Origin of the sequence: Streptomyces sp. NPDC051364 (assembly GCF_040682115.1) — a bacterium.
GTDB lineage: Bacteria > Actinomycetota > Actinomycetes > Streptomycetales > Streptomycetaceae > Streptomyces.
Genome location: NZ_JBFBAH010000001.1, coordinates 328,499 through 348,895, shown reverse-complemented (window position 1 = coordinate 348,895; position 20,397 = coordinate 328,499). Strand labels below are relative to the sequence as shown.

The window sequence follows — 20,397 nt, the reverse complement described above, 5'->3', positions numbered from 1 at the left end:
CCGGGTCCGTCCACTCGGGACCAACGTCCCTGATCGTCGGGGCGCCTTCCTCTTTTCCGGCGGAGCATCCGCACCGGAGAGTGGACGCATGTCACCGGAGGAACTCCACGCCGTCGAACTGCTGCGCCGGGTGCCGTACGGCAGGGTGGCCACCAGCATGCGCGCGCTCCCCTTCCTCGCCCTCGCCCGCCACGTCGTGGTGGACGGGGAGGTGGCCTTGAGAATGCACGCCGGCTTCGGCTACCACCAGGCGTGCAACGGCAGCGTGGTGGCCTATGGCGCCGACAACTTCAATTCCCGGGACCCCGGCTTGTGGTCCGTGCAGTTCACGGGAACGGCCCGGATCGTCGAGCCGACCAACCGCGAACTCGAGTTGTTCGGACCCGTCCCGCATTTCGTGGACGGCGCGGTCTTCGACCCCGTCTACATGCGCATCGAGCCCCAGTTCGTCACGGTCCACGCGCTGGCCGGAAATCCGGACCGGGAGCACCAGCACGCCCTCTGAGCTGCGCATTCACCGATCAACGCGAACGGGCCCGGCGGAATCGAATTCCGCCGGGCCCGTTCACTCGTAACGCCTAAGGTTCGTCAACCGGATTCGGCGGGTCCACCGGCGGGCTCACGCTCTTCGACGGCGGCGGCGACTTCGACGGCGACTTCGACGGACTGCTCGACGCCGACGTCGACGGGCTGGTCGAAGGCGACGTCGACGGGCTGGAGCTCGGCGTGAACTTGCTGCTGCGGCTCGGCTGCGGCACGGACTCCTCCGACGAGCGCGAGGGCTGCGTCTCGTGCGACTGCGTGCTCTGCAGCGTGGACGGGGTCGGCTGCTGGCCGCTCGAGGAACTCTGGACGGTGGACGGAACGCTGTCGTCCTTGTTCTTGTGCGACACGGAGCTGACGGCGTACGCCACGCCGCCCGCGATCGCGACGATCGCCAGCACCGCGAACAGCCACAGCTTCCACCGGCTGCTGCCGCGGTCGTCGTAGCCGTCGTAGCCGCCCTGGCCGCCCGGTCCACCGCCGTGGCCGTGGTTGTCGTACCCGCCCCCGCCGGGGAAGGCCGAGCCGTCGTCCGGGTTCAGCGGCGGCACCATCGGCTGCTGGAACTGCGAGGTCATGGCGTGCGCCGGGTAATTCTGCTGGCCGCCGGTCGGGCCCAGCGGCATCGCCGTGGTCTGCGCCGCACCGCCGCGCCCGTGCGGCAGGGCCATGGTGACCGGGCCGGTGTTCCAGGTGCCCGTGTTCGGCCCCTGGTCGTGCAGCATCTGCAGCGCGTACTGGACCAGCCCGCGCATCTCCTCGGCGCTCTGGAACCGGTCGTCCGGGTCCTTCGCGAGGGAGCGCATGACGAGGCCGTCGAGCTCCTGCGGAATGTGGTGGCCCTCCGGCAGCTGCGAGGGCGGGACCGGCGCGTCCTGCACGTGCTGGTAGACCACCGACAGCGGGGTCTCGCCGGTGAACGGGGGGCGCAGCGCGAGCAGTTCGTACAGCAGACAGCCGGTCGCGTACAGGTCGGAGCGGTGGTCCACCGCCTTGCCGAGCGCCTGCTCGGGGGAGAGGTACTGCGGGGTGCCCATGACCATGCCGGTCTGCGTCATCGTCGACTGGGCGCCGTGCAGGGCGCGGGCGATGCCGAAGTCCATCACCTTGACCGCGCCGGTCTCGGTGATGATGACGTTCGCGGGCTTGATGTCGCGGTGCACGATTCCGTGCTGGTGCGAGTACGCGAGGGCTTCCAGCACGCCCGAGGTGATGATGAGCGCCTGCTCGGGACCCGGGGCCTCGGCGCTGATCAGCAGGTCGCGGATGGTGCGGCCCTCGACCAGCTCCATGACGATGTACGGGACGGTGCTGGGGCCGACCTTGTCCTCGCCGGAGTCGTACACGGCGACGACGGCGTGGTGGTTGAGCCCGGCGACCGACTGCGCCTCACGCGTGAAGCGGGCCTTGGAGACCGGGTCCTCGGCGAGGTCGGCGCGCAGCAGCTTCACGGCGACGGTCCGGCCCAGCCGTACGTCCTCGGCGGCGAACACCTCCGCCATGCCGCCGCGGCCCAGGCGGTGGGTGAGCCGGTAGCGGCCGTCGCCGACCAGGCCGCCGGCTCCCCAATGCTCAGGACCGTCGGCCATCCCGGCGCCGTTCACCTCGGGTTCGGGTGCCATCAGTCCTCGCCGTCGTCTCTCTCGGCCGCCGCTCAGCGGTAGGTCCTTTTCGGGTGCTCCGCTGAACGCTACAGCCTCGGAACAGGTCGCCGTTCGGACAATGGCGCGCCGTGACCCGTGGTCACGGAACGGGCACCCGGCTTGACGTGTGCTTGCCCTCCGGCAGACTGGGCCCGACATGCGCTCAGCCAGAGGCGTAGGGACACATCCCGAGGGGAAGCAACAGTCATGAGCCAGGACGGCACTCAGGGCCAGTACGCGGGCGGCTCTCTGGCCGGTGGCCGTTACCAGCTAAGGGACTTGCTGGGTGCGGGCGGTATGGCGTCCGTGTACTTGGCGTACGACACGGCGCTCGACCGGCAGGTCGCCATCAAGACCCTGCACAGCGATCTCGGCCGTGAACAGTCGTTCCGCGAGCGCTTCCGCCGTGAGGCACAGGCTGTTGCGAAACTGTCGCACACGAACATCGTCTCAGTCTTCGATACGGGCGAAGGCGAAGTGACGTTCAGCAACCGCGGCGCCGGCGACGCCACGGTGATGCCGTACATCGTGATGGAGTACGTGGAGGGCCAGCCGCTCGGCTCCGTGCTCGAGACGGACATCCGCCAGTACGGGGCGATGCCCGCGGACAAGGCGCTGAAGGTGACGTCCGACGTGCTGGCCGCGCTGGAGGTCAGCCACGAGATGGGCCTCGTCCACCGCGACATCAAGCCCGGCAACGTGATGATGACCAAGCGCGGCATCGTCAAGGTGATGGACTTCGGCATCGCCCGGGCCATGCAGTCCGGGGTCACCTCGATGACGCAGACCGGCATGGTCGTCGGCACCCCGCAGTACCTGTCGCCCGAGCAGGCGCTGGGGCGCGGCGTGGACGCCCGCTCCGACCTGTACTCGGTCGGCATCATGCTCTTCCAGCTGCTGACGGGCCGGATCCCGTTCGACGCGGACTCGCCGCTGGCCATCGCGTACGCGCACGTACAGGAGGAGCCGGTCGCCCCGTCCTCCATCAACCGCTCCGTCACCCCGGCGATGGACGCGCTGGTGGCGCGCGCCCTGAAGAAGAACCCGAACGAGCGCTTCCCCACGGCCGCCGCCATGCGCGACGAGCTCGCTCGGGTGCTGTCGGCCGGCCAGACCGGTGCCCCGGTCATCGTCCCGGGCTCGCACACCGGAGCCAGCGGCGCGGGTGTGGGCTCGGCCGTGTTCCCGCCGGTGGACTCCGGGTTCCAGGCGCCCCCGGCCCAGTCGGTGCAGCAGCCGTACGCGCCGACCCCGGCGCCGTCCCCGTACGCGCCGACCCCACCGCCGGTGGCGCAGCCGCACGGGCAGGGCGGGTACGCGTACCCGCCCCAGCAGCAGCCGGTCTCGCACCAGCAGCAGCACTACGCGCCGCAGACCCCGCCGCCGTTCACGATCTCGCCGGCGGCCACCGCGGCCCCGGCCGGCGGGGGCTCCGGGAGCGGCGACAAGCGGAACATGCCGGTGATCGTGGGTGCCATCGCGGTGGCGGTGCTGGCCGTCGGCGGTCTGATCGCCGCGATCTCGATGAACGGCGACGGCGACAAGGACAAGGCCGACGGCAGTTCCGCGTCGCCCGGGGCCTCCACGTCCGCCTCGGCCAAGGCCGGCTTCAAGGGACCGGACCTCTCGCGCACGATCGAGTCGTCCAAGTGCAAGGACCCGAGCAAGCACTACAGCGACGCCACCAAGTACACGGCGCCCGACCTGCGCTACAAGAACCTGCTCTCGGTCAAGGAGTGCATCCAGGCCTCCGGCGGCAAGTACAAGATCGTCGAGAAGGACGAGGCCGTGTACGGCAAGGACACCGTGCTCGACCAGAACCCGCGGCCCGGCGACAAGATCGACAAGGAAGGTACGGAGTACACGCTGACCGTGTCGACCGGCAATCCGGAGTAGTCGGGGGCAATAAGGAGTAACCGGACGACATCCCGGGCGACCCCTACGGGGCGCCCGGGATGCCCGTTTTATCCCACCGTGGCAACCTGAGCACAACATCTCGGCGCTCGGGACGGGAGGGGCCCCCGTGACTCAACGCCTCCGCGCACAGCGCTGGCTGGCCGGGGCCGCAGTGGCCGCCGCCGCGCTGTCCCCCGCCGCCTCCACCGCGTCCGCCTCGTCCGCCGCCGCCTCGTCCCCCGCCGGCCTCGCCGCGGCCGTACGCCCGCTCGCGCCGGCCGCTGCGGACTCCTCCGCCAGGGCTCCCGGCAAGGCCCCGAAGGCCGATCCGGACGACACCGGCGACACCGCCGACAGCACCGGCACCGACCCGGTGGCCGACGTACCCCACGAGGCGTACGAGGAGCTCGCCGGCAGCGCCGCCGGGGTCGGGCGGGAGCGGCCCGGGCGGCCGGCGGCCGAGCCCGCGAACCCGGACACCGTGCTGGCCGCCCGCCCGCTCCCGGTGCGCCCGTACCACCGGCCGGCCGGCCCGAAGCCGGTGCCGCCAGTGCCGCCAGTGCCGCTGGTGCCGCTGGTGCCGCCGGCACCGCCCAGCCCGCCGTCCGCGGTCACCGCGCTCGGCACCGGGCCGAACGAGCGCGCCGCCGATCTGGCCGCGCACATACTGCCGCTCGGCACCGGATTCGCCCTGATGGGGCTGGGTCTGGGCTACCTCGGGATGCGGCTGCGCAAGGGCATCTGACTCCGCCCCGGGCGGGACGCGAGGACCCTCCTCCCCCTTCCGGCCTACTCCTCAGGACGGTTGCGGCGGTCGGCATACTCGGTATACATACTGAGTATGTCGATCCGCCACGGCCTTCTCGCCCTGCTGGAAAGGGGTCCTCGGTACGGCTCTCAGCTGCGTACCGAGTTCGAATCCCGCACCGGCTCCACCTGGCCGCTCAACGTCGGGCAGGTGTACACCACCCTCGCCCGGCTGGAACGCGACGGCCTCGTCGCACCCGGCGGCGAGGACTCCGCCGGGCACACCCTCTACGCCATCACCGATTCCGGACGCGCCGAACTGCACCAGTGGTACGAGCGCCCCGTCGACCGCACCAACCCGCCCCGCGACGAGCTGTCCATCAAGCTCGCCATGGCCGTGGGCGCCCCCGGCGTGGACATCCGCGCCGTCATCCAGGCCCAGCGGCACGCCACGATCAAGGCGATGCAGGACTACACCCGGCTCAAGGCGCAGGCGCTCGCCGCGATCGACAGCGGGAAGTCCCGCGAACGCGACGACGTGGCCTGGCTGCTGGTCCTGGAACAGCTGATCTTCCAGACCGAGGCCGAAGCCCGCTGGCTCGACCACTCGGAATCACGGCTCGTACGGCTCTCCCTGCCGGCCGACCGGAGAGCCGAGCCCGACCCGCCGCAGGCCGCCGAAACCGACGACGTCGCCGTCACCGCACCCCAGCCCCGCGCCTCCCGCACGCCGCGGAGCTGACGCCACCACCGTCCCAGGGGGGACCTCCCATGTCTGACCAGCAGTCCGCGCCCCACATACAGCCCGTACCGCCCGCACGGCCCGCTCAGCCCGTGCTGCAGCTCGACAAGCTCACCCGTACGCACGGCAGCGGCGCCACCGAGGTGCACGCCCTGCGCGGGATCGACCTGGCCGTGTACCCCGGCGAACTCGTCGCCGTCATGGGCCCCTCCGGCTCCGGCAAGTCCACGCTGCTCACGCTGGCCGGCGGCCTCGACACGCCCACCAGCGGCCATGTCATCGTCGAGGGCACCGACATCACCACCGCGAGCCGCAAGCAACTGGCCGCGCTGCGCCGCCGCAGCATCGGGTACGTCTTCCAGGACTACAACCTGATCCCGGCCCTCACCGCCGCCGAGAACGTGGCCCTGCCGCGTGAACTCGACGGGACCTCCGCGCGCAAGGCCCGCGTCTCGGCCCTGGCCGCCCTGGAGGAGATGGGCCTCGGGCAGCTCGCCGACCGGTTCCCCGACGAGATGTCCGGCGGCCAGCAGCAGCGCGTGGCCATCGCCCGCGCCCTCGTCGGCGACCGCCGCCTGGTCCTCGCGGACGAGCCCACCGGCGCCCTCGACTCCGAGACCGGCGAATCCGTCCTCGCCCTGCTGCGTTCGCGCTGCGACGCGGGCGCCGCCGGCATCCTCGTCACCCACGAACCGCGGTTCGCCGCCTGGGCGGACCGCGTGGTCTTCCTGCGCGACGGCAGCGTGGTCGACGAGACCCTGCGCAGCCAGGCCGATTCGCTGCTCTCGGGGCAGGCGGCCGGCCGGTGAGATCCTCCTACCACGCATGGATCGCGGCCATCCGGATCGCCCGCCGCGACGCCTGGCGGGCCAAGGGACGCAGCGCCCTCGTCCTCGCGATGATCGCCCTGCCGATCGTCGGTGTGAGCGCCGCAGACCTCACCACGCGCAGCGCCCAGCTCTCCCCCGAACAAACGGTGTCCCGTCAGATCGGTACGGCGGACGCCCGGCTGAGCGATTCGGCCCTCAACGGGCCCGTCTACCAGGACGTCGAGGGCAGGAACTCGACGCCCGTCGGCGGCTACGACAAGTACGTCCCCGGCGCGGAGCCGAATCCGAACCTGCTGACCTCGGTGATCCCGGCGGGCGCGCAGTCCCTCAAGGACAGCACCGCGCACACCAAGATCCGCACCCGGTACGGCCTGCTGGAAGCCGACCTGCGGGAGATCGACGCGGCCAGCCCGCTGGTCAAGGGCATGATCGAGATGAAGCGCGGGCGGCTGCCGCAGGAGGCGGGCGAGGTCGTCGCCACGACCGCCTTCCTGGAGGACTCCGGCTTCTTCGTGGGCTCCGAGTTCCGCGCACGCGGTTCGGACGCCTGGTACCGGATCGTGGGCGCGTACGAGCTGCCGTCCGAGCTCAAGAAGACCGAGGTCCTCGCCCTGCCCGGCACCCTGCTGACCCCGCTCGACAAGGCCTTCCAGGCCGCCGGGGTCCCCGGGGTGGTCGCCACCGACACCTACCTGGTCAAGGTCGGCGGCGATGGTTTCACGTGGAACATGGTCAAGGAGCTCAACGCGAAGAGCGTGCAGGTCGTCTCCCGCGCCGTGCACCTCGACCCGCCGGCCGAATCCGAGGTGCCGTACATCGTCCAGCAGAAGGAGCTGGGCTACTACTACGGGGACAACGAGCTCCCGATCACCGAACTGGCCGTCCTGGCCACCGTCGTCGGCCTCGCGATGCTGGAGATCTGCCTGCTGGCCGGACCCGCCTTCGCGGTCGGCGCCCGGCGCTCGCGCCGCCAGCTCGGTCTGGTCGGCGCCAACGGCGGCGACCGGCGCCACATCCGGGCCATCGTGCTCTCCGGCGGCCTCGTCATCGGCGCCGCGGCCGCCGTCACCGGCACGGTCCTCGGTGTCGCCCTCACCCTGGGGCTGCGGCCGGTGCTGGAGGAGTATCTCGGCGCGCGCTTCGGCGGATTCACGTTCCGCCCGCTGGAAATCCTCGGCATCGCCCTGCTCGCCGTCGTGACCGGCCTGCTGGCCGCGATCGCCCCGGCCGTCACCGCTTCCCGGCAGACCGTGCTGGCCTCGCTGACCGGCCGTCGCGGCGTCCGCCGGGCCAACCGGGTGCTGCCCGTCCTCGGTCTGATCGCCCTCGCCACCGGCGCCGCGATCGCCCTCTACGGCACGGCCTCCAGGATGGGCGCCACCGTCGTGGCGGGCGGCAGCGCCATCGCCGAGCTGGGCCTCGTCGCCCTCACCCCGGTGCTGGTCGGCCTGTTCGGGCGGCTCGGGCGCTGGCTGCCGCTGTCGCCGCGGCTCGCCCTGCGCGACGCCGTACGCAACCGGGGCCGTACGGCCCCCGCCGTGGCCGCCGTCCTGGCCGCCGTCGCCGGCACCGTCGCGGTGGCCACGTACCAGCACAGCATGGAGCTGCAGGCCCGCCACGAGTACATCGCCGACCTCCCGGACGGCGCGGGAATGGTGACCATCCACGAACTCGGCCGCAGCAAGGACATGGGCGCCGTCCGCGAGGCGGTGGCGCAGGAACTCCCGCTGGCCGTACGGGCGGACGTGGACTACATCTCGTACGGCAAGCCCGGCTGCGAGAAGTTCACCGGCCGCGAAGGCTGCGGCCGGGCCGACATCATGCGGCCCAAGGAGCAGCGCTGCCCGCTCTACGAGGCCAAGGATCCCGACGCGTTCAGCCAGGCGGAGAAGAAGGCGCTGCGCAAGGACCCGCGGTGCCAGTACAACCGCCACTCAGCGCAGTTCGTCGTGGTCGTCGCCGACGAGAAGCTGCTGACGGCGCTCGCGGTCACCGATCCGGGCGCGGCGTCCGCCCTGAAGGAGGGCAAGGGCGTCTCCTTCGACAAGCGCAACGTCAAGGAGGGCAAGGTCACCGTACGGCTGATCGACAACAAGAACGACGCCTTCGAGCCGGGGGTCGATCCGAAGGGGGAGGACAAGGTCTTCGCCGTCCACCAGGCGTCCGACACCACGGAGGGGTACGGCCTGGAGCTCATCCTGCCGCCCGCCGCGGCCAAGAGCGCCGGGCTGACCACCGTGCCGTTCGCCTCGTACTTCACCCTGGACGGCACGGCCACCAGCCACCAGAAGCAGCGGGTGGCCGGGCGGATCGACCAGATCGGCGTCGAGGCCCCCGTCACCATCGAAGCCGGCTACCAGGCCGGGGCCGACATCACGATGCTGGCCCTCACGGTCTTCGCGGGCCTGGTCACGATCGGCGCGGCGGGCATCGCCACCGGTCTCGCGCAGGCCGATGCCGAGGCCGATCTGAAGACCCTGGCGGCGGTCGGTGCACCGCCGCGGGTGCGGCGGACGCTCAGCGGCTTCCAGTGCGGGGTCGTGGCCCTGATGGGCGTGGTCCTGGGTTCGGTGGCGGGCATCCTGCCGGCGGTGGGCCTGCGGCTCGTCCAGCGGCGGGAGACGGAACACCTCATGGAGATGGCCGGCGACGCGAAGGACGTGCTGTACGTGCCGATCGCGGTGCCGTGGGAGACCCTCGGCGGGCTGCTCGTCGTGGTCCCGCTGGGCGCGGCCCTGCTGGCGGCCCTGGTCACCAAGTCCAGCGGCGCCATGGCCCGGCGCGCGGCGGGCTGACGGTCACGGTGCGTTCACGCCCCCGTACAGGGTGGATCACGCCCGTACGGGGGCACACCGTGTGAGTACGAGGGTGTGCGAGAGAATGACGGCATGGAGATGCCGAGGAGTGAACGGTCGCAGGACAGCCCCCCGCACGGCCTGATCGTGGGACAGGACGGGATGCCGGTCGGCGGCGCCGATGACGAGTCGCGCGAGGTCCCGGTGACGGAGATGGTCGAACAGCCCGCCAAGGTCATGCGGATCGGCAGCATGATCAAGCAACTTCTGGAAGAGGTCCGCGCCGCACCTCTGGACGAGGCCAGCCGGGTCCGTCTCAAGGACATCCATGCAGCGTCCGTGAAGGAGCTGGAGGACGGTCTGGCTCCTGAACTGGTCGAGGAACTGGAGCGCCTGTCGCTCCCGTTCACGGAGGAAGCGATCCCCTCCGAGGCGGAACTGCGCATCGCGCAGGCCCAGTTGGTGGGCTGGCTGGAAGGCCTGTTCCACGGCATCCAGACGGCCCTGTTCGCGCAGCAGATGGCGGCGCGGGCCCAGCTGGAACAGATGCGCCGCGCCCTCCCCCCGGGCGCCCCGACGGACGAGGAAGACGCCCACGGCGCCATCCGCTCGGGCCCGTACCTGTAAGCAACGAACGGCGTGGCGGGGCTGGAAGCATGCGCGCTTCCAGCCCCGCCGGCGTTCGAGCCCCCGGTAAGTACGTCTCCCCACCGGGGACATGGCCCGCGCATACTCATGGGTATGACCTACGACGCGATCGTCCTGGCCGGCGGCGCCGCAAGACGACTCGGCGGCGCGGACAAACCCGCCCTCCACGTGGGCGGCCGCGCCCTCCTGGACCGCGTCCTGGACTCCTGCACGGACGCCACCACCACCGTCGTCGTCGGCGGCCGCCGCCCCACCTCCCGCCCGGTCCGCTGGACCCGGGAGGACCCGCCCGGCGCCGGCCCCGTCGCCGCCCTCGACGCCGGTCTGCGCCAGACCACCGCCGAGCTGGTCCTCGTACTCTCCGCCGACCTCCCCTTCCTCGACCGGGCCACGGTCCACGCCCTCCTCCACGCCCCCGCCCCCGGAGGCGACGGCGCCCTGCTGCGCGACCCCACCGGCCGCGACCAGCCGCTCGTCGCGGCCTACCGCGCCGAACCCCTGCGCCGCGAGATCGCCCTCCTGGCGACCGAGCACGGCAGCCTCTCCGGCCTCCCCCTGCGCGCCCTCATCGCCGAGCTGGATCTGGCAAAGGTGACGGACACTGCGCCACTCGCCTCCTTCGACTGCGACACCTGGGACGATCTCGCAGCCGCCCGCGCCAGGATCAGGGAGCATGGAAGCGTGCTGGACCAATGGATCACCGCCGTCAAGACCGAGCTGGGAATCGACCTCGCCGTCGACACCAAGACCCTGCTCGACCTCGCCCGCGACGCCGCACACGGTGTCGCCCGGCCCGCCGCCCCCCTGACCACCTTCCTGGTCGGCTACGCGGCCGCCCAGGCCGAAGCCACCGGCACCGACCCCGCCACCGCCGTCGCCGAGGCCTCCCGCAAGGCAGCCGACCTGGCCCTGCGCTGGGCCGCCGAAGCCGAGGCCGAGGCCGAGGCCGAGGCCGAACAGAACGGCTCAGGATGACCCCCACCGACGCCGACCACGCCCTCCAGGCCCTCGACGAGGCCCTGGCCCTGGTCAGCCGCGATCCCCGGTCCGGCGCGGCCGGCGCCCACCGCGCCGCCGCCTGGCCGCAGGCCCGGGAGGCCGCCGCCCGCGCCGGCTCCGGCGTCCGGCCCCGCACCCACCGGGTCCCCCTCGCCGACGCGCTGGGCGAGGTGCTGGCCCAGTCCCTGGACGCGCTCACCGATCTGCCGTCCTTCGACACCTCCGCCATGGACGGCTGGGCCGTCGCCGGCCCCGGCCCCTGGACCGTCCGCCCCGGCGCCGGGGTGCTGGCCGGCTCCGACCGCCCCGAGCCGCTGGCCGACGGCGAGGCGGTACGGATCGCCACCGGCGCCCGGATCCCCGCCGACACCACCGCCGTCATCCGCAGCGAGCACTCCCGCGAGTCCGGCACCCAGCTGCACGCCGACCGGGCCGTCCTCACCGGCCAGGACATCCGCCCGCGCGGCCAGGAGTGCCGCTCCGGCGATCTGCTGCTGCCCGCCGGCTCCCTCGTCACCCCGGCCGTCCTGGGGCTCGCCGCGGCCGCCGGGTACGACGAACTCACCACCCGGCCCCGGCCCCGCGTCGAGATCCTGGTGCTCGGCGACGAACTGCTCACCGAAGGCCGCCCGCACGACGGGCTGATCCGGGACGCCCTCAGCCCCATGCTCGGCCCCTGGCTCACCCGGCTCGGCGCCGAGGTCACCGCCACCCGGCAGCTCGGCGACGACCCGGCCGGAGCCAAGGCCCTGCTGGACGCCATCACGTGCTCCGACGCCGACCTGGTCCTCACCACCGGCGGGACCGCCTCCGGCCCCGTCGACCACGTCCACCCCGTCCTGCACGAGGCCGGCGCCGAGCTACTGGTCGACGGGGTCGCCGTACGCCCCGGGCACCCCATGCTGCTGGCCCGGCTCGGCGACAGGGCCTCCGGCCAGGACCCGGTCCGCCACCTGGTCGGCCTGCCCGGCAACCCGCTCGCCGCCGTCTCCGGGCTGCTGACCCTCGCCGAACCGCTGCTGCGCGCCCTCGCCGGCCGCCGCCAGCGGCCCCGGTACACGGTCCCGGTGCAGGGTGACGTACCCGGCCACCCGTACGACACCCGGCTCGTGCCCGTGCTGCTGACCGACGAGCACGCCGTACCGCTGCGCTACAACGGCCCCGCGATGCTGCGCGGCGTGGCCGCCGCCGACGGGCTGGCCGTCGTACCGCCGCACGGAGCGCACGACGGGCAGGACCTCGAGATCCTGGATCTGCCGTGGGTCTCGGGAGGATGTTTCACGTGAAACTCCACGGCCAGGACGCGATGGCCCGTGGCGCCGACGAGAAACTCGCCTCACGCCGCATCAAACTGCCCAAGCGCGTGGTGGAGAAACCGCTCCGGCAGGTCGGCAAACGCCTGTTGATGGCCTTGTTCGTGCTGTTCCTGACGGTCCTGATCGTGTGGCTCGACCGCGACGGGTACCACGACAACGCCAACGAGACGGTCGACTTCCTCGACTGCGTCTACTACGCCACGGTGACCCTGTCGACGACCGGATACGGCGACATCGTCCCGTACAGCGACAGCGCGCGGCTGACCAACATCCTGCTGATCACGCCCCTGCGCGTGCTCTTCCTGATCATCCTGGTCGGAACCACGCTGGAAGTCCTGACCGAGAAGACCCGCGAAGAGTGGCGGCTGAGCCGCTGGAGGAAGAACTTGCGTGAGCACACGGTCGTCGTCGGCTTCGGCACCAAGGGCCGCTCCGCCCTGCAGACGCTGCTGGCCACCGGCCTCCCGAAGGAGCAGGTCGTCATCGTGGACCCGAGCGCCAAGGTGATCGACACGGCCAACGCGGAGGGCTTCACCGGAGTCGTGGGGGACGCCACCCGCTCCGATGTACTGCTCCGTGCCGAGCTCCAGAAGGCCCGTCAGATCGTCATCGCCACGCAGCGCGACGACACCGCCGTGCTGGTCACGCTGACGGCTCGGCAGATGAACCGCGGCGCGAAGATCGTCGCGGCGGTCCGCGAGGAGGAGAACGCGCCGCTGCTGCGCCAGTCGGGTGCGGACGCGGTCATCACGAGCGCGAGCGCGGCCGGCCGGCTGCTGGGGCTCTCGGTGCTGAGCCCGAGCGCCGGCACGGTGATGGAGGACCTGATCCACCAGGGCAGCGGGCTGGACCTGGTGGAACGGCCCGTGAAGAAGGCCGAGGCCGGCAAGGGAGTACGGGAGACGGAGGACCTGGTGGTGAGCGTGCTGCGCGGGCACCGGCTGCTCGCGTACGACGACCCGCACGCGAGCCCGCTCCAGCTGACGGACCGTCTCATCACCATCGTGCGCGCGGCGCCGCTCGCCTCGCCGCCGATGACGAGGGGACCCGCCGACTAAGCGGCTTCCCCGAGGCCGCGTAGCCGGTGGGGCGCCGCGTTGGCGTACCCTCCGGGCCATGCATGCGATCACCATCGAACAGCCTGGCGGCCCCGAGGCCCTCGTCTGGGCCGAGGTACCCGATCCGGTGGCCGGCGAGGGCGAGGTCCTCGTCGACGTCGCGGCGAGCGCCGTGAACCGCGCCGACGTCCTCCAGCGCCAGGGGTTCTACGAGCCCCCGCCCGGCGCCTCCCGCTATCCCGGCCTGGAGTGCTCGGGGCGGATCGCCGCCGTAGGGCCGGGGGTGTCCGGCTGGGCGGTGGGCGACGAGGTCTGCGCGCTGCTCGGCGGCGGCGGGTACGCGGAGCGGGTCGCCGTCCCGGCGGGTCAGCTGCTGCCGGTCCCGGCCGGCGTGGACCTGGTGACGGCGGCAGCGCTGCCCGAGGTGGTCTGCACCGTGTGGTCGAACGTGTTCATGGTGGCGGGGCTTCGCCCCGGCGAGACGGTGCTGGTGCACGGCGGCTCCAGCGGCATCGGCACGATGGCGATCCAGCTGGCGAAGGCGGTCGGCGCGACGGTGGCGGTGACGGCCGGCGGCCCGGAGAAGCTGGCCCGCTGCAAGGAGCTGGGCGCGGACATCCTGATCGACTACCGCGAGCAGGACTTCGTGGCGGAGCTGCGGGCCGCGACGGGCGGCGCCGGCGCGGACGTGATCCTGGACATCATGGGCGCGAAGTATCTGGCACGGAACCTGGACGCCCTGGCCGTGAACGGCCGGCTCGCGGTGATCGGGCTCCAGGGCGGGGTGAAGGCCGAGCTCAACCTGGGCGCGCTGCTGGCGAAGCGGGCGGCGATCACGGCCACTTCCCTGCGGGCGCGGCCGGCGGCGGAGAAGGCGGCCATCGTCGCGGCCGTACGGGAGCATGTGTGGCCGCTGGTTGCTGCGGACCGTGTCCGCCCGGTGGTCCATGCCACCTTCCCCATGCGGGACGCCGCCGAGGCCCACCGCACGATGGAATCGAGCACGCACGTGGGCAAGCTGCTCCTGACCACCTGACGGGTCCCGCTGCGCGGAGCTCTCTCCCCGCCCCGCCCTTCTCCCTCCCCCCAGACTTCGTCCGGGGGGAGGGAGAAGGGCGGGGCGGGGACAAGCCCCGCAGGGCCCCCGTTACAGCGAACGCAGAAGCACCGCCGGGGACTCCACGCAGTCGGCCACGTACCGCAGGAACCCACCGGCCGTGCCGCCGTCGCAGACGCGGTGGTCGAAGGTCAGCGACAGCTGGACGACCTTCCGGACCGCCAGCTCACCCTCGTGCACCCACGGCTTCGCCACGATCCGGCCGACGCCGAGCATCGCCGCCTCCGGGTGGTTGATGATCGGCGTGGAGCCGTCCACGCCGAACACCCCGTAGTTGTTCAGGGTGAACGTCCCGCCCGTCAGGTCGGCCGGAGCCAGCTTCCCGGCCCGGGCCACCTCGGTGAGGCGGGCGAACTCCGCCGACAGGGACTCGGCGCCGCGCGTCTGCGCGTCCCGGACCACCGGGACGACCAGGCCGCGCTCCGTCTGCGCCGCGAAGCCCAGGTGCACGGACGGCAGCCGCACGATCTCGTTCGCCGCCAGATCCACGGTCGAGTTGAGCTCCGGGTACTTCGCCAGCGCAGCCGTGCAGATCCGGGCCAGCAGCGCGAGCACGGAGATCTTCGGCCCGCCCACGGCATTCATCGCGGCCCGCGCCGCCATCAGCTCGGTCGCATCGGCGTCGACCCAGCACGTGGCGTCCGGGATCTCCCGGCGGCTGCGCGACAGCTTCTCGGCCACCGCGCCCCGCAGGCCCTTCAGCGGAATCCGCTCACCGCTCACCGCGGCCGCCACGGGGGCGGAAGCAGGGACGGCCGCCGGCTCCGGCGCGCGGAGCGCCGCCTCGACGTCCGAGCGCAGGATCAGGCCCTCGGGCCCGGACCCGCGCAGCGCGCGCAGGTCGATCCCGTGGTCCCGCGCCAGCTTGCGCACCAGCGGCGAGATCACCGCGACGGGACCGGTCGCAAGGGGAGCAGGAGCGGGAGCGGGAGCGGGTGCGGGAGCGGGAGCGGGTGCGGGAGCAGCGGCGACAGCCGGCGCTGCGGAGCCAGGTCGCACCCGCCTCCGACGCGCCGTGCGCGAGTGGTCCGTCCCGTAGCCGACCAGGACGTTGCCCGAGCCGGAGTCCTCGGGCTCCACCACCTCGTCCGCGCCCGCACCCACCGCCACCGTGATCAGCGGTGCTCCGACGGGGAGTTCCGTGCCCTCCTCCCCGAACCTGGCGGTGACCACACCGCCGTACGGGCACGGCACCTCCACCATCGCCTTGGCCGTCTCGACCTCGACCACCGGCTGGTCGATGGCGACGACGTCGCCCACCGCCACCAGCCAGCGGACGATCTCGGCCTCGGTCAGTCCCTCCCCGAGATCGGGGAGCTTGAACTCCATTACCTGCGGCATCAGTTCTCCCACTGCAGGCGGGCCACGGTGTCCAGGATCCGGTCCACACCGGGCAGATGGTGCTTCTCCAGCATCGGCGGCGGGTACGGGATGTCGAAGCCCGTCACCCGCAGCACCGGCGCCTCCAGGTGGTGGAAGCACTTCTCCTGGATACGGGCGACGAGCTCCGCGCCCGGTCCGCCGAAGCCGTTGGCCTCGTGGACCACCACCGCGCGCCCGGTGCGGCGTACGGACGCCACGACCGTGTCCTCGTCGAACGGGACGAGCGAGCGCAGGTCCACGACCTCCAGGTCCCAGCCCTCCTCGCGCGCCGCCTCGGCCGCCTCCAGGCAGACCGGCAGCGAGGGCCCGTACGTGATCAGCGTGGCGCTCGTGCCGGTACGCCGGACGAGTGCCTTCCCGATCCCCGGCACGGCCGCCGGCGTCTCGGGGTTCCACTGCGCCTTCGACCAGTACAGCCGCTTCGGCTCCAGGAAGACCACCGGGTCGTCGCTCGCGATCGACGCGCGCAGCAGCCCGTACGCGTCCTCGACGGTCGCCGGGGTCACCACGTGCAGGCCGGGAGTGGCCACGTAGTACGCCTCGGAGGAGTCGCTGTGGTGCTCCACACCGCCGATCCCGCCGCCGTACGGCACCCGGATGGTGATCGGCAGCGGCATCGCGCCGCGCGTGCGGTTGCGCATCTTCGCCACGTGCGAAATCAGCTGCTCGAACGCCGGGTACGCGAACGCGTCGAACTGCATCTCCACGACCGGCCGCAGCCCGTACATGGCCATGCCCACCGCGGCGCCCAGGATCCCGGCCTCCGCGAGGGGGGTGTCCGTACAGCGGTCCTCGCCGAACTCCTTTGCGAGGCCGTCCGTGATCCGGAAGACCCCGCCCAGCGTCCCGACGTCCTCGCCCATGACATGGACCGTCGGGTCCTCCGCCATCGCGTCGCGCATGGCCCGTCCCAGGGCCTGCGCCATCGTCGCCGGCTTCACGGCCACCGTGGTCACGACTGCTCCTCCGCGTCGAGCTCGGCGCGCAGCATCTCCGCCTGCTCGCGGAGCCGGCCGGTCTGCTCCGCGTAGACGTTTTCGAACAGGTCCATCGGGTCGAGCACGGGCTCGGCGTTCATCCGCTCGCGCAGGGTCGCGGCCATCGCCTCGGCGGCGTCCTTGGCCTCCTGGATGCCCGCCTCGTCCAGCATTCCGCGCGCGGTCAGCTCGCGCTCCAGCAGCTGCACCGGGTCGTGCGCCTTCCACGCCTCGACCTCGGCGTCACCGCGGTAGCGGGTCGCGTCGTCGGCGTTCGTGTGGGCCTCGATGCGGTACGTGACCGCCTCGATCAGCGTCGGTCCGCCGCCGGCCCGGGCCCGCCGGACCGCCTCGGACAGCACCTCGTGCACGGCGGCGATGTCGTTGCCGTCGACGAGGCGGCCGGGCATCCCGTACCCGACGGCCTTGTGGGCCAGGGTGGGGGCGGCGGTCTGCTTGGCGAGCGGGACGGATATGGCGAAGCCGTTGTTCTGCACGAGGAAGACCACCGGGGCCTGCCAGACGGCCGCGAAGTTCAGGGCCTCGTGGAAATCGCCCTCGCTGGTGCCGCCGTCGCCCACCAGGGCGAGGGCGACCACGTCGTCGCCGCGCAGCCGGGCCGCGTGGGCCAGGCCGACCGCGTGCGGCAGCTGGGTGGCAAGCGGGGTGCTCAGCGGGGCGATCCGGTGCTCGCGCGGGTCGTAGCCGGTGTGCCAGTCGCCGCGCAGCAGGGTCAGCGCCTGGACGGGGTCGAGCCCGCGCGCCACGGCCGCGAGGGTGTCGCGGTAGCTCGGGAACAGCCAGTCCTGCTCCTCCAGGACCAGCGCGGCCGCGATCTCGCAGGCCTCCTGGCCGACGGTGGAGGGGTAGACGGCGAGCCGGCCCTGCTTGGTGAGGGCGGTGGCCTGGGCGTTGTAGCGGCGGCCGCGCACCAGCTCGGCGTAGCAGCGGCGCATCAGCTCGGGATCGAGCTTCTCGGCGGCCGGCGTGCCCAGCACCCGGTACGGCTCGGGGTCCGGGAGCAGCGGGGCGGCATCCGTACGGGGCCTCCAGGCGGGCGGCGGGGTGGATCGGTAGGACGCACCGGCACCGGGCAGCTCTTGGACCGTCATGGCGGCGTACACCTCCTCGTGGGAAGTCGTCTGGGCGCCCTGGGGGTACCCCCCTCGGTAGCCGGGGGATTGTGAGGCGCCTCACCAACCGATTGTTCGGTCGATGGCGCAATTTGGCTACAGGCGGCTCCAGGCTGTGGACAAAGTGGCGCCGGGGCCCTGGGATGGGTGCAGGACGTCCAGGAGAGGGAGGCAGTGGGCAATGCCGGATGAACAAATGGCCGCAGCGGGTTCCGCACCGGTCCCACCGGGAGGTGCATCTTCCGCCCCACAGGCACCGCCCCGCGCCCTGGATCCCATCGACCGTTCGATCATGCGGCTGCTCCAGGCGGACGGCCGCGCGTCCATACGGTCGGTGGCCGAGCAGGTCCACGTGTCGCGGGCGAACGCCTACGCCCGGATCAACCGGCTGATCGACGAGGGCGTGATCCGCGGGTTCACGGCCCGCGTCAACCACGAAAGGGCAGGCCAGGGCGCCTCCGCGTACATCACCCTGAAAATCGTCCAGAACTCCTGGCGCACGGTCCGCGAGAAGCTCCGCGAGCTCCCGGGCGCGGCGCACATCGCCCTGGTCAGTGGCGACTTCGACGTCCTGCTCCTGGTCCACACGCCGGACAACCGCACCCTGCGCGAGCTGGTGCTGACCCGCCTCCAGTCCATCCCGGAGGTCCTCTCGACGCGCACGCTGCTGGTCTTCGAGGAGACCGACTTGCTCGACGCCGGCCCGATCGGCGGCCCGGCGATCTCCGAGGAGTAGCCGGCGGGAGAAACGGCGGGAGAAACGGCGGGAGAAACGGCACCGCCCCGGGAACGGCCTGGAGGGCCGTTCCCGGGGCGGTGTGCACGAGCGCCGGGGCTAGATCACTTGGTCTCGTAGTAGCCGAAGATGTCGACGATCAGGTCGGTGGTGTTCCAGCTCTGGTTCCAGAAGTCGACGACTCCGTTTACCCCGCCGGAGCTCGCCTGGACCAGGTTCGGGACGGTCTTGCCGGCCGTCCAGTTCAGGGTGGACGCGGTGGGACGCGTCAGCTCCGCCTCGGTGCCGCTCTCGTACTGGTCCGGCGTGTTCGTGTCCGGGGCGACCGAGAGGAAGCCCGCGTCCTTGGTGTTCGTCACCGTGGTGTTCAGGACGTAGCCCGCGATGCCCTGCTCGCCGTGGGAGATGGGCATCCAGATGTAGCCACGGGGGTACATCGGCCCCTGGCCCCAGGCACGGGTGTCGAGCATCCGGCCCGGGGTGACCGCCATGAAGGAGCCCGAGCTGTCGGGGCTGTAGTAGCCGACGACGTCGACGATGACGTCGGCCCCCGCCCAGGCGCCGTTGAGGACGTTGACCTTCCCGTCGGGACCGACCGGGACGACCACCGAGTTGGCGACGGTCTGCCCGGCCTTGAAGTTCACGTTCGAGGTGTTCGGGGCCTGCTGGCCGCTCGGGTAGGCCGTCAGGTGGCCGTCCTCGCGCGGGTTGGTGGCGGTCACGTTCAGCGCCACGGCGGTGGCGTTGGCGGGCACGTACCAGCCGCCGAGCTGCACGCCGATCGTGCCGCGGCCCGGGACCTGGCCCTTGGGCGCGCCCTGGCCGGAGCGGGTGTCCACGGCGCGGACCGGGGCCATCGGCGTGTAGCCGCTGGCCGCGGTGCGGGTGAAGTAGCCGGTGATGTCGGCGATCAGGTCGACCGCGGTCCAGCTGCCGTTGTAGAGCTCGACGGTGCCGTCCTTGCCGACCGGCACGACCACCAGGTTCGGGACGGTCTGGCCGGCCTCGAAGTTGAGGTTCGAGGTGGTCGGACGCGTGCCGCCGCCGGGGAAGGCCGTGACGTGCCCCGGGTTGGCGGCGTTGGTGACGGTGACGTTCAGGGCCACGGCCGTGACGCCCGCCGGGATCTTGCCGTTGCCGGCGATCTTCACCTTGGCCGAGGAGTACGCCTGGACCATGCCCTTCGGGGCTCCCGTGCCGCTCCGGGTGTCCAGGAGACGGGTCGGGGCGTACGGGGTGAAGTCCGAGCCGACCGTCGACAGCGGGAGCTCGTTGACGACCTCGGCCTGGTTCACGGTGTCCGTGACGGTGACCTTGACGTTGTACTCGCCGACCTCGGCGTAGGTGTGCTTGAGCGACACCTCCTGGCCGGGGAAGGCGTCGGTGCCGTCGGTCGTCCCGTCGCCCCAGTTGTAGGTGACGCGGAGCGTGGCGCCCGGGGAGCTGAGGACCTGGGCCCGCAGTTCGATGCCGTGCGCGGACGTGCTCTGCGCATCGAGGACGAGGCCCAGCTCCGGGTTGCCGGCGGCGGCCTCGGCGCTCTGGGCGGTTGCGCCGGTCTTGCCCTTGGCCGCCGGCAGGGCCTTGCGGACCGAGTGCTCCGCAGGGCTGTGGAACTTCTTGACTTCGGATGCACCGAGCTTGCCCAGGTCCGCTCCGGGAACGGACACCCCCTTGGCCACCGGTGCGGACGGACCCGCGGCCGGACCGGCCGCCTGGGCCATGCCCGGGATGAAACCAACGCTGGCCGCGACGACGACGGCAGCGGAAACTACGAGACGGCGACTGCGCACCGGCCCCCCCATTTTCTATTACTGCTTGAACATGTTCGAAA

17 protein-coding genes are annotated in these 20,397 nt (G+C 72.2%); 12 read left to right on the top strand and 5 right to left on the bottom strand.

What is annotated here, in order from left to right; genetic code table 11:
• The first annotated feature begins 88 nt into the window (after positions 1–88).
• On the top strand, positions 89–505 hold the full coding sequence (locus tag AB0M76_RS01695) for a pyridoxamine 5'-phosphate oxidase family protein (RefSeq protein WP_365950996.1): 417 nt from the start codon (positions 89–91) through the stop codon (positions 503–505).
• Positions 506–578: 73 nt separating this feature from the next.
• On the opposite strand, the gene AB0M76_RS01690 is transcribed toward AB0M76_RS01695, so the two are convergent.
• A complete protein-coding gene (locus tag AB0M76_RS01690; RefSeq protein WP_365950995.1) occupies positions 579–2,165 on the bottom strand; it encodes a protein kinase in 1,587 nt (528 codons plus the stop codon).
• 228 nt (positions 2,166–2,393) lie between these two features.
• Here AB0M76_RS01690 and AB0M76_RS01685 point away from each other — a divergent pair, with 228 nt between their 5' ends.
• The 10 genes from AB0M76_RS01685 (at position 2,394) to AB0M76_RS01640 (ending at position 14,253) form a co-directional block, all read left to right on the top strand.
• Positions 2,394–4,082 carry a protein kinase gene (locus tag AB0M76_RS01685; protein ID WP_365950994.1) on the top strand — a complete coding sequence of 563 codons (1,689 nt, stop codon included), beginning with the start codon at positions 2,394–2,396 and terminating at the stop codon, positions 4,080–4,082.
• Between the two features lie 127 nt (positions 4,083–4,209).
• Positions 4,210–4,827, top strand: coding sequence for a hypothetical protein (locus AB0M76_RS01680; RefSeq protein WP_365950993.1), 618 nt, complete (start codon positions 4,210–4,212; stop codon positions 4,825–4,827).
• Positions 4,828–4,923: 96 nt separating this feature from the next.
• A complete protein-coding gene (locus AB0M76_RS01675; protein WP_365950992.1) occupies positions 4,924–5,571 on the top strand; it encodes a PadR family transcriptional regulator in 648 nt (215 codons plus the stop codon).
• A gap of 29 nt (positions 5,572–5,600) precedes the next feature.
• The gene (locus AB0M76_RS01670; protein WP_365950991.1) at positions 5,601–6,380 is read left to right on the top strand and encodes an ABC transporter ATP-binding protein; all 780 of its coding nucleotides are present in this window, start codon (positions 5,601–5,603) and stop codon (positions 6,378–6,380) included.
• Positions 6,377–9,196, top strand: coding sequence for an FtsX-like permease family protein (locus AB0M76_RS01665; RefSeq protein ID WP_365950990.1), 2,820 nt, complete (start codon positions 6,377–6,379; stop codon positions 9,194–9,196). Before AB0M76_RS01670 ends, AB0M76_RS01665 begins: the two co-directional genes overlap by 4 nt.
• A 93-nt stretch (positions 9,197–9,289) precedes the next feature.
• Positions 9,290–9,823 (top strand): bacterial proteasome activator family protein, encoded by a 534-nt coding sequence (locus AB0M76_RS01660; RefSeq protein WP_030292759.1) that lies wholly within the window; start codon positions 9,290–9,292, stop codon positions 9,821–9,823.
• Between the two features lie 114 nt (positions 9,824–9,937).
• Positions 9,938–10,819, top strand: coding sequence for an NTP transferase domain-containing protein (locus tag AB0M76_RS01655; protein ID WP_365950988.1), 882 nt, complete (start codon positions 9,938–9,940; stop codon positions 10,817–10,819).
• Positions 10,816–12,129 carry a molybdopterin molybdotransferase MoeA gene (locus tag AB0M76_RS01650; protein WP_365950987.1) on the top strand — a complete coding sequence of 438 codons (1,314 nt, stop codon included), beginning with the start codon at positions 10,816–10,818 and terminating at the stop codon, positions 12,127–12,129. The genes AB0M76_RS01655 and AB0M76_RS01650 overlap by 4 nt, the downstream gene beginning before the upstream one ends.
• Complete coding sequence (locus AB0M76_RS01645) at positions 12,117–13,217, top strand: potassium channel family protein (protein ID WP_365950986.1); 1,101 nt, start codon at positions 12,117–12,119, stop codon at positions 13,215–13,217. Before AB0M76_RS01650 ends, AB0M76_RS01645 begins: the two co-directional genes overlap by 13 nt.
• Before the next feature lie 58 nt (positions 13,218–13,275).
• Positions 13,276–14,253: an NAD(P)H-quinone oxidoreductase gene (locus tag AB0M76_RS01640; protein WP_365950985.1), complete on the top strand. Its 978-nt coding sequence runs from the start codon at positions 13,276–13,278 to the stop codon at positions 14,251–14,253.
• 111 nt (positions 14,254–14,364) lie between these two features.
• Here AB0M76_RS01640 and AB0M76_RS01635 read toward each other — a convergent pair whose 3' ends face one another.
• The 3 genes from AB0M76_RS01635 to pdhA are packed head-to-tail and all read right to left on the bottom strand — an operon-like array spanning position 14,365 to position 17,806.
• A complete protein-coding gene (locus tag AB0M76_RS01635; RefSeq protein ID WP_365950984.1) occupies positions 14,365–15,675 on the bottom strand; it encodes a dihydrolipoamide acetyltransferase family protein in 1,311 nt (436 codons plus the stop codon).
• Complete coding sequence (locus AB0M76_RS01630; protein WP_030292747.1) at positions 15,675–16,673, bottom strand: alpha-ketoacid dehydrogenase subunit beta; 999 nt, start codon at positions 16,671–16,673, stop codon at positions 15,675–15,677. The genes AB0M76_RS01635 and AB0M76_RS01630 overlap by 1 nt, the downstream gene beginning before the upstream one ends.
• Positions 16,670–17,806 (bottom strand): pyruvate dehydrogenase (acetyl-transferring) E1 component subunit alpha, encoded by a 1,137-nt coding sequence (pdhA, locus tag AB0M76_RS01625; RefSeq protein WP_365950983.1) that lies wholly within the window; start codon positions 17,804–17,806, stop codon positions 16,670–16,672. Before pdhA ends, AB0M76_RS01630 begins: the two co-directional genes overlap by 4 nt.
• A gap of 202 nt (positions 17,807–18,008) precedes the next feature.
• Between pdhA and AB0M76_RS01620 the strand changes: the two genes are divergently transcribed.
• Positions 18,009–18,563 (top strand): Lrp/AsnC family transcriptional regulator, encoded by a 555-nt coding sequence (locus AB0M76_RS01620; RefSeq protein WP_365950982.1) that lies wholly within the window; start codon positions 18,009–18,011, stop codon positions 18,561–18,563.
• Positions 18,564–18,667: 104 nt separating this feature from the next.
• On the opposite strand, the gene AB0M76_RS01615 is transcribed toward AB0M76_RS01620, so the two are convergent.
• The gene (locus AB0M76_RS01615; RefSeq protein WP_365950981.1) at positions 18,668–20,356 is read right to left on the bottom strand and encodes a PKD domain-containing protein; all 1,689 of its coding nucleotides are present in this window, start codon (positions 20,354–20,356) and stop codon (positions 18,668–18,670) included.
• Positions 20,357–20,397: the final 41 nt, after the last annotated feature.

Bases quoted from the DNA above. Each gene is read 5' to 3' on its own strand.
- AB0M76_RS01635 (WP_365950984.1), bottom strand. From the start codon at position 15,675: ATGCCGCAGGTAATGGAGTTCAAGCTCCCCGATCTCGGGGAGGGACTG.
- AB0M76_RS01660 (WP_030292759.1), top strand. From the start codon at position 9,290: ATGGAGATGCCGAGGAGTGAACGGTCGCAGGACAGCCCCCCGCACGGC.
- pdhA (WP_365950983.1), bottom strand. From the start codon at position 17,806: ATGACGGTCCAAGAGCTGCCCGGTGCCGGTGCGTCCTACCGATCCACC.
- AB0M76_RS01690 (WP_365950995.1), bottom strand. From the start codon at position 2,165: ATGGCACCCGAACCCGAGGTGAACGGCGCCGGGATGGCCGACGGTCCT.
- AB0M76_RS01640 (WP_365950985.1), top strand. From the start codon at position 13,276: ATGCATGCGATCACCATCGAACAGCCTGGCGGCCCCGAGGCCCTCGTC.
- AB0M76_RS01670 (WP_365950991.1), top strand. From the start codon at position 5,601: ATGTCTGACCAGCAGTCCGCGCCCCACATACAGCCCGTACCGCCCGCA.
- AB0M76_RS01675 (WP_365950992.1), top strand. From the start codon at position 4,924: ATGTCGATCCGCCACGGCCTTCTCGCCCTGCTGGAAAGGGGTCCTCGG.
- AB0M76_RS01620 (WP_365950982.1), top strand. From the start codon at position 18,009: ATGCCGGATGAACAAATGGCCGCAGCGGGTTCCGCACCGGTCCCACCG.
- AB0M76_RS01685 (WP_365950994.1), top strand. From the start codon at position 2,394: ATGAGCCAGGACGGCACTCAGGGCCAGTACGCGGGCGGCTCTCTGGCC.
- AB0M76_RS01645 (WP_365950986.1), top strand. From the start codon at position 12,117: ATGTTTCACGTGAAACTCCACGGCCAGGACGCGATGGCCCGTGGCGCC.
- AB0M76_RS01655 (WP_365950988.1), top strand. From the start codon at position 9,938: ATGACCTACGACGCGATCGTCCTGGCCGGCGGCGCCGCAAGACGACTC.
- AB0M76_RS01695 (WP_365950996.1), top strand. From the start codon at position 89: ATGTCACCGGAGGAACTCCACGCCGTCGAACTGCTGCGCCGGGTGCCG.
- AB0M76_RS01650 (WP_365950987.1), top strand. From the start codon at position 10,816: ATGACCCCCACCGACGCCGACCACGCCCTCCAGGCCCTCGACGAGGCC.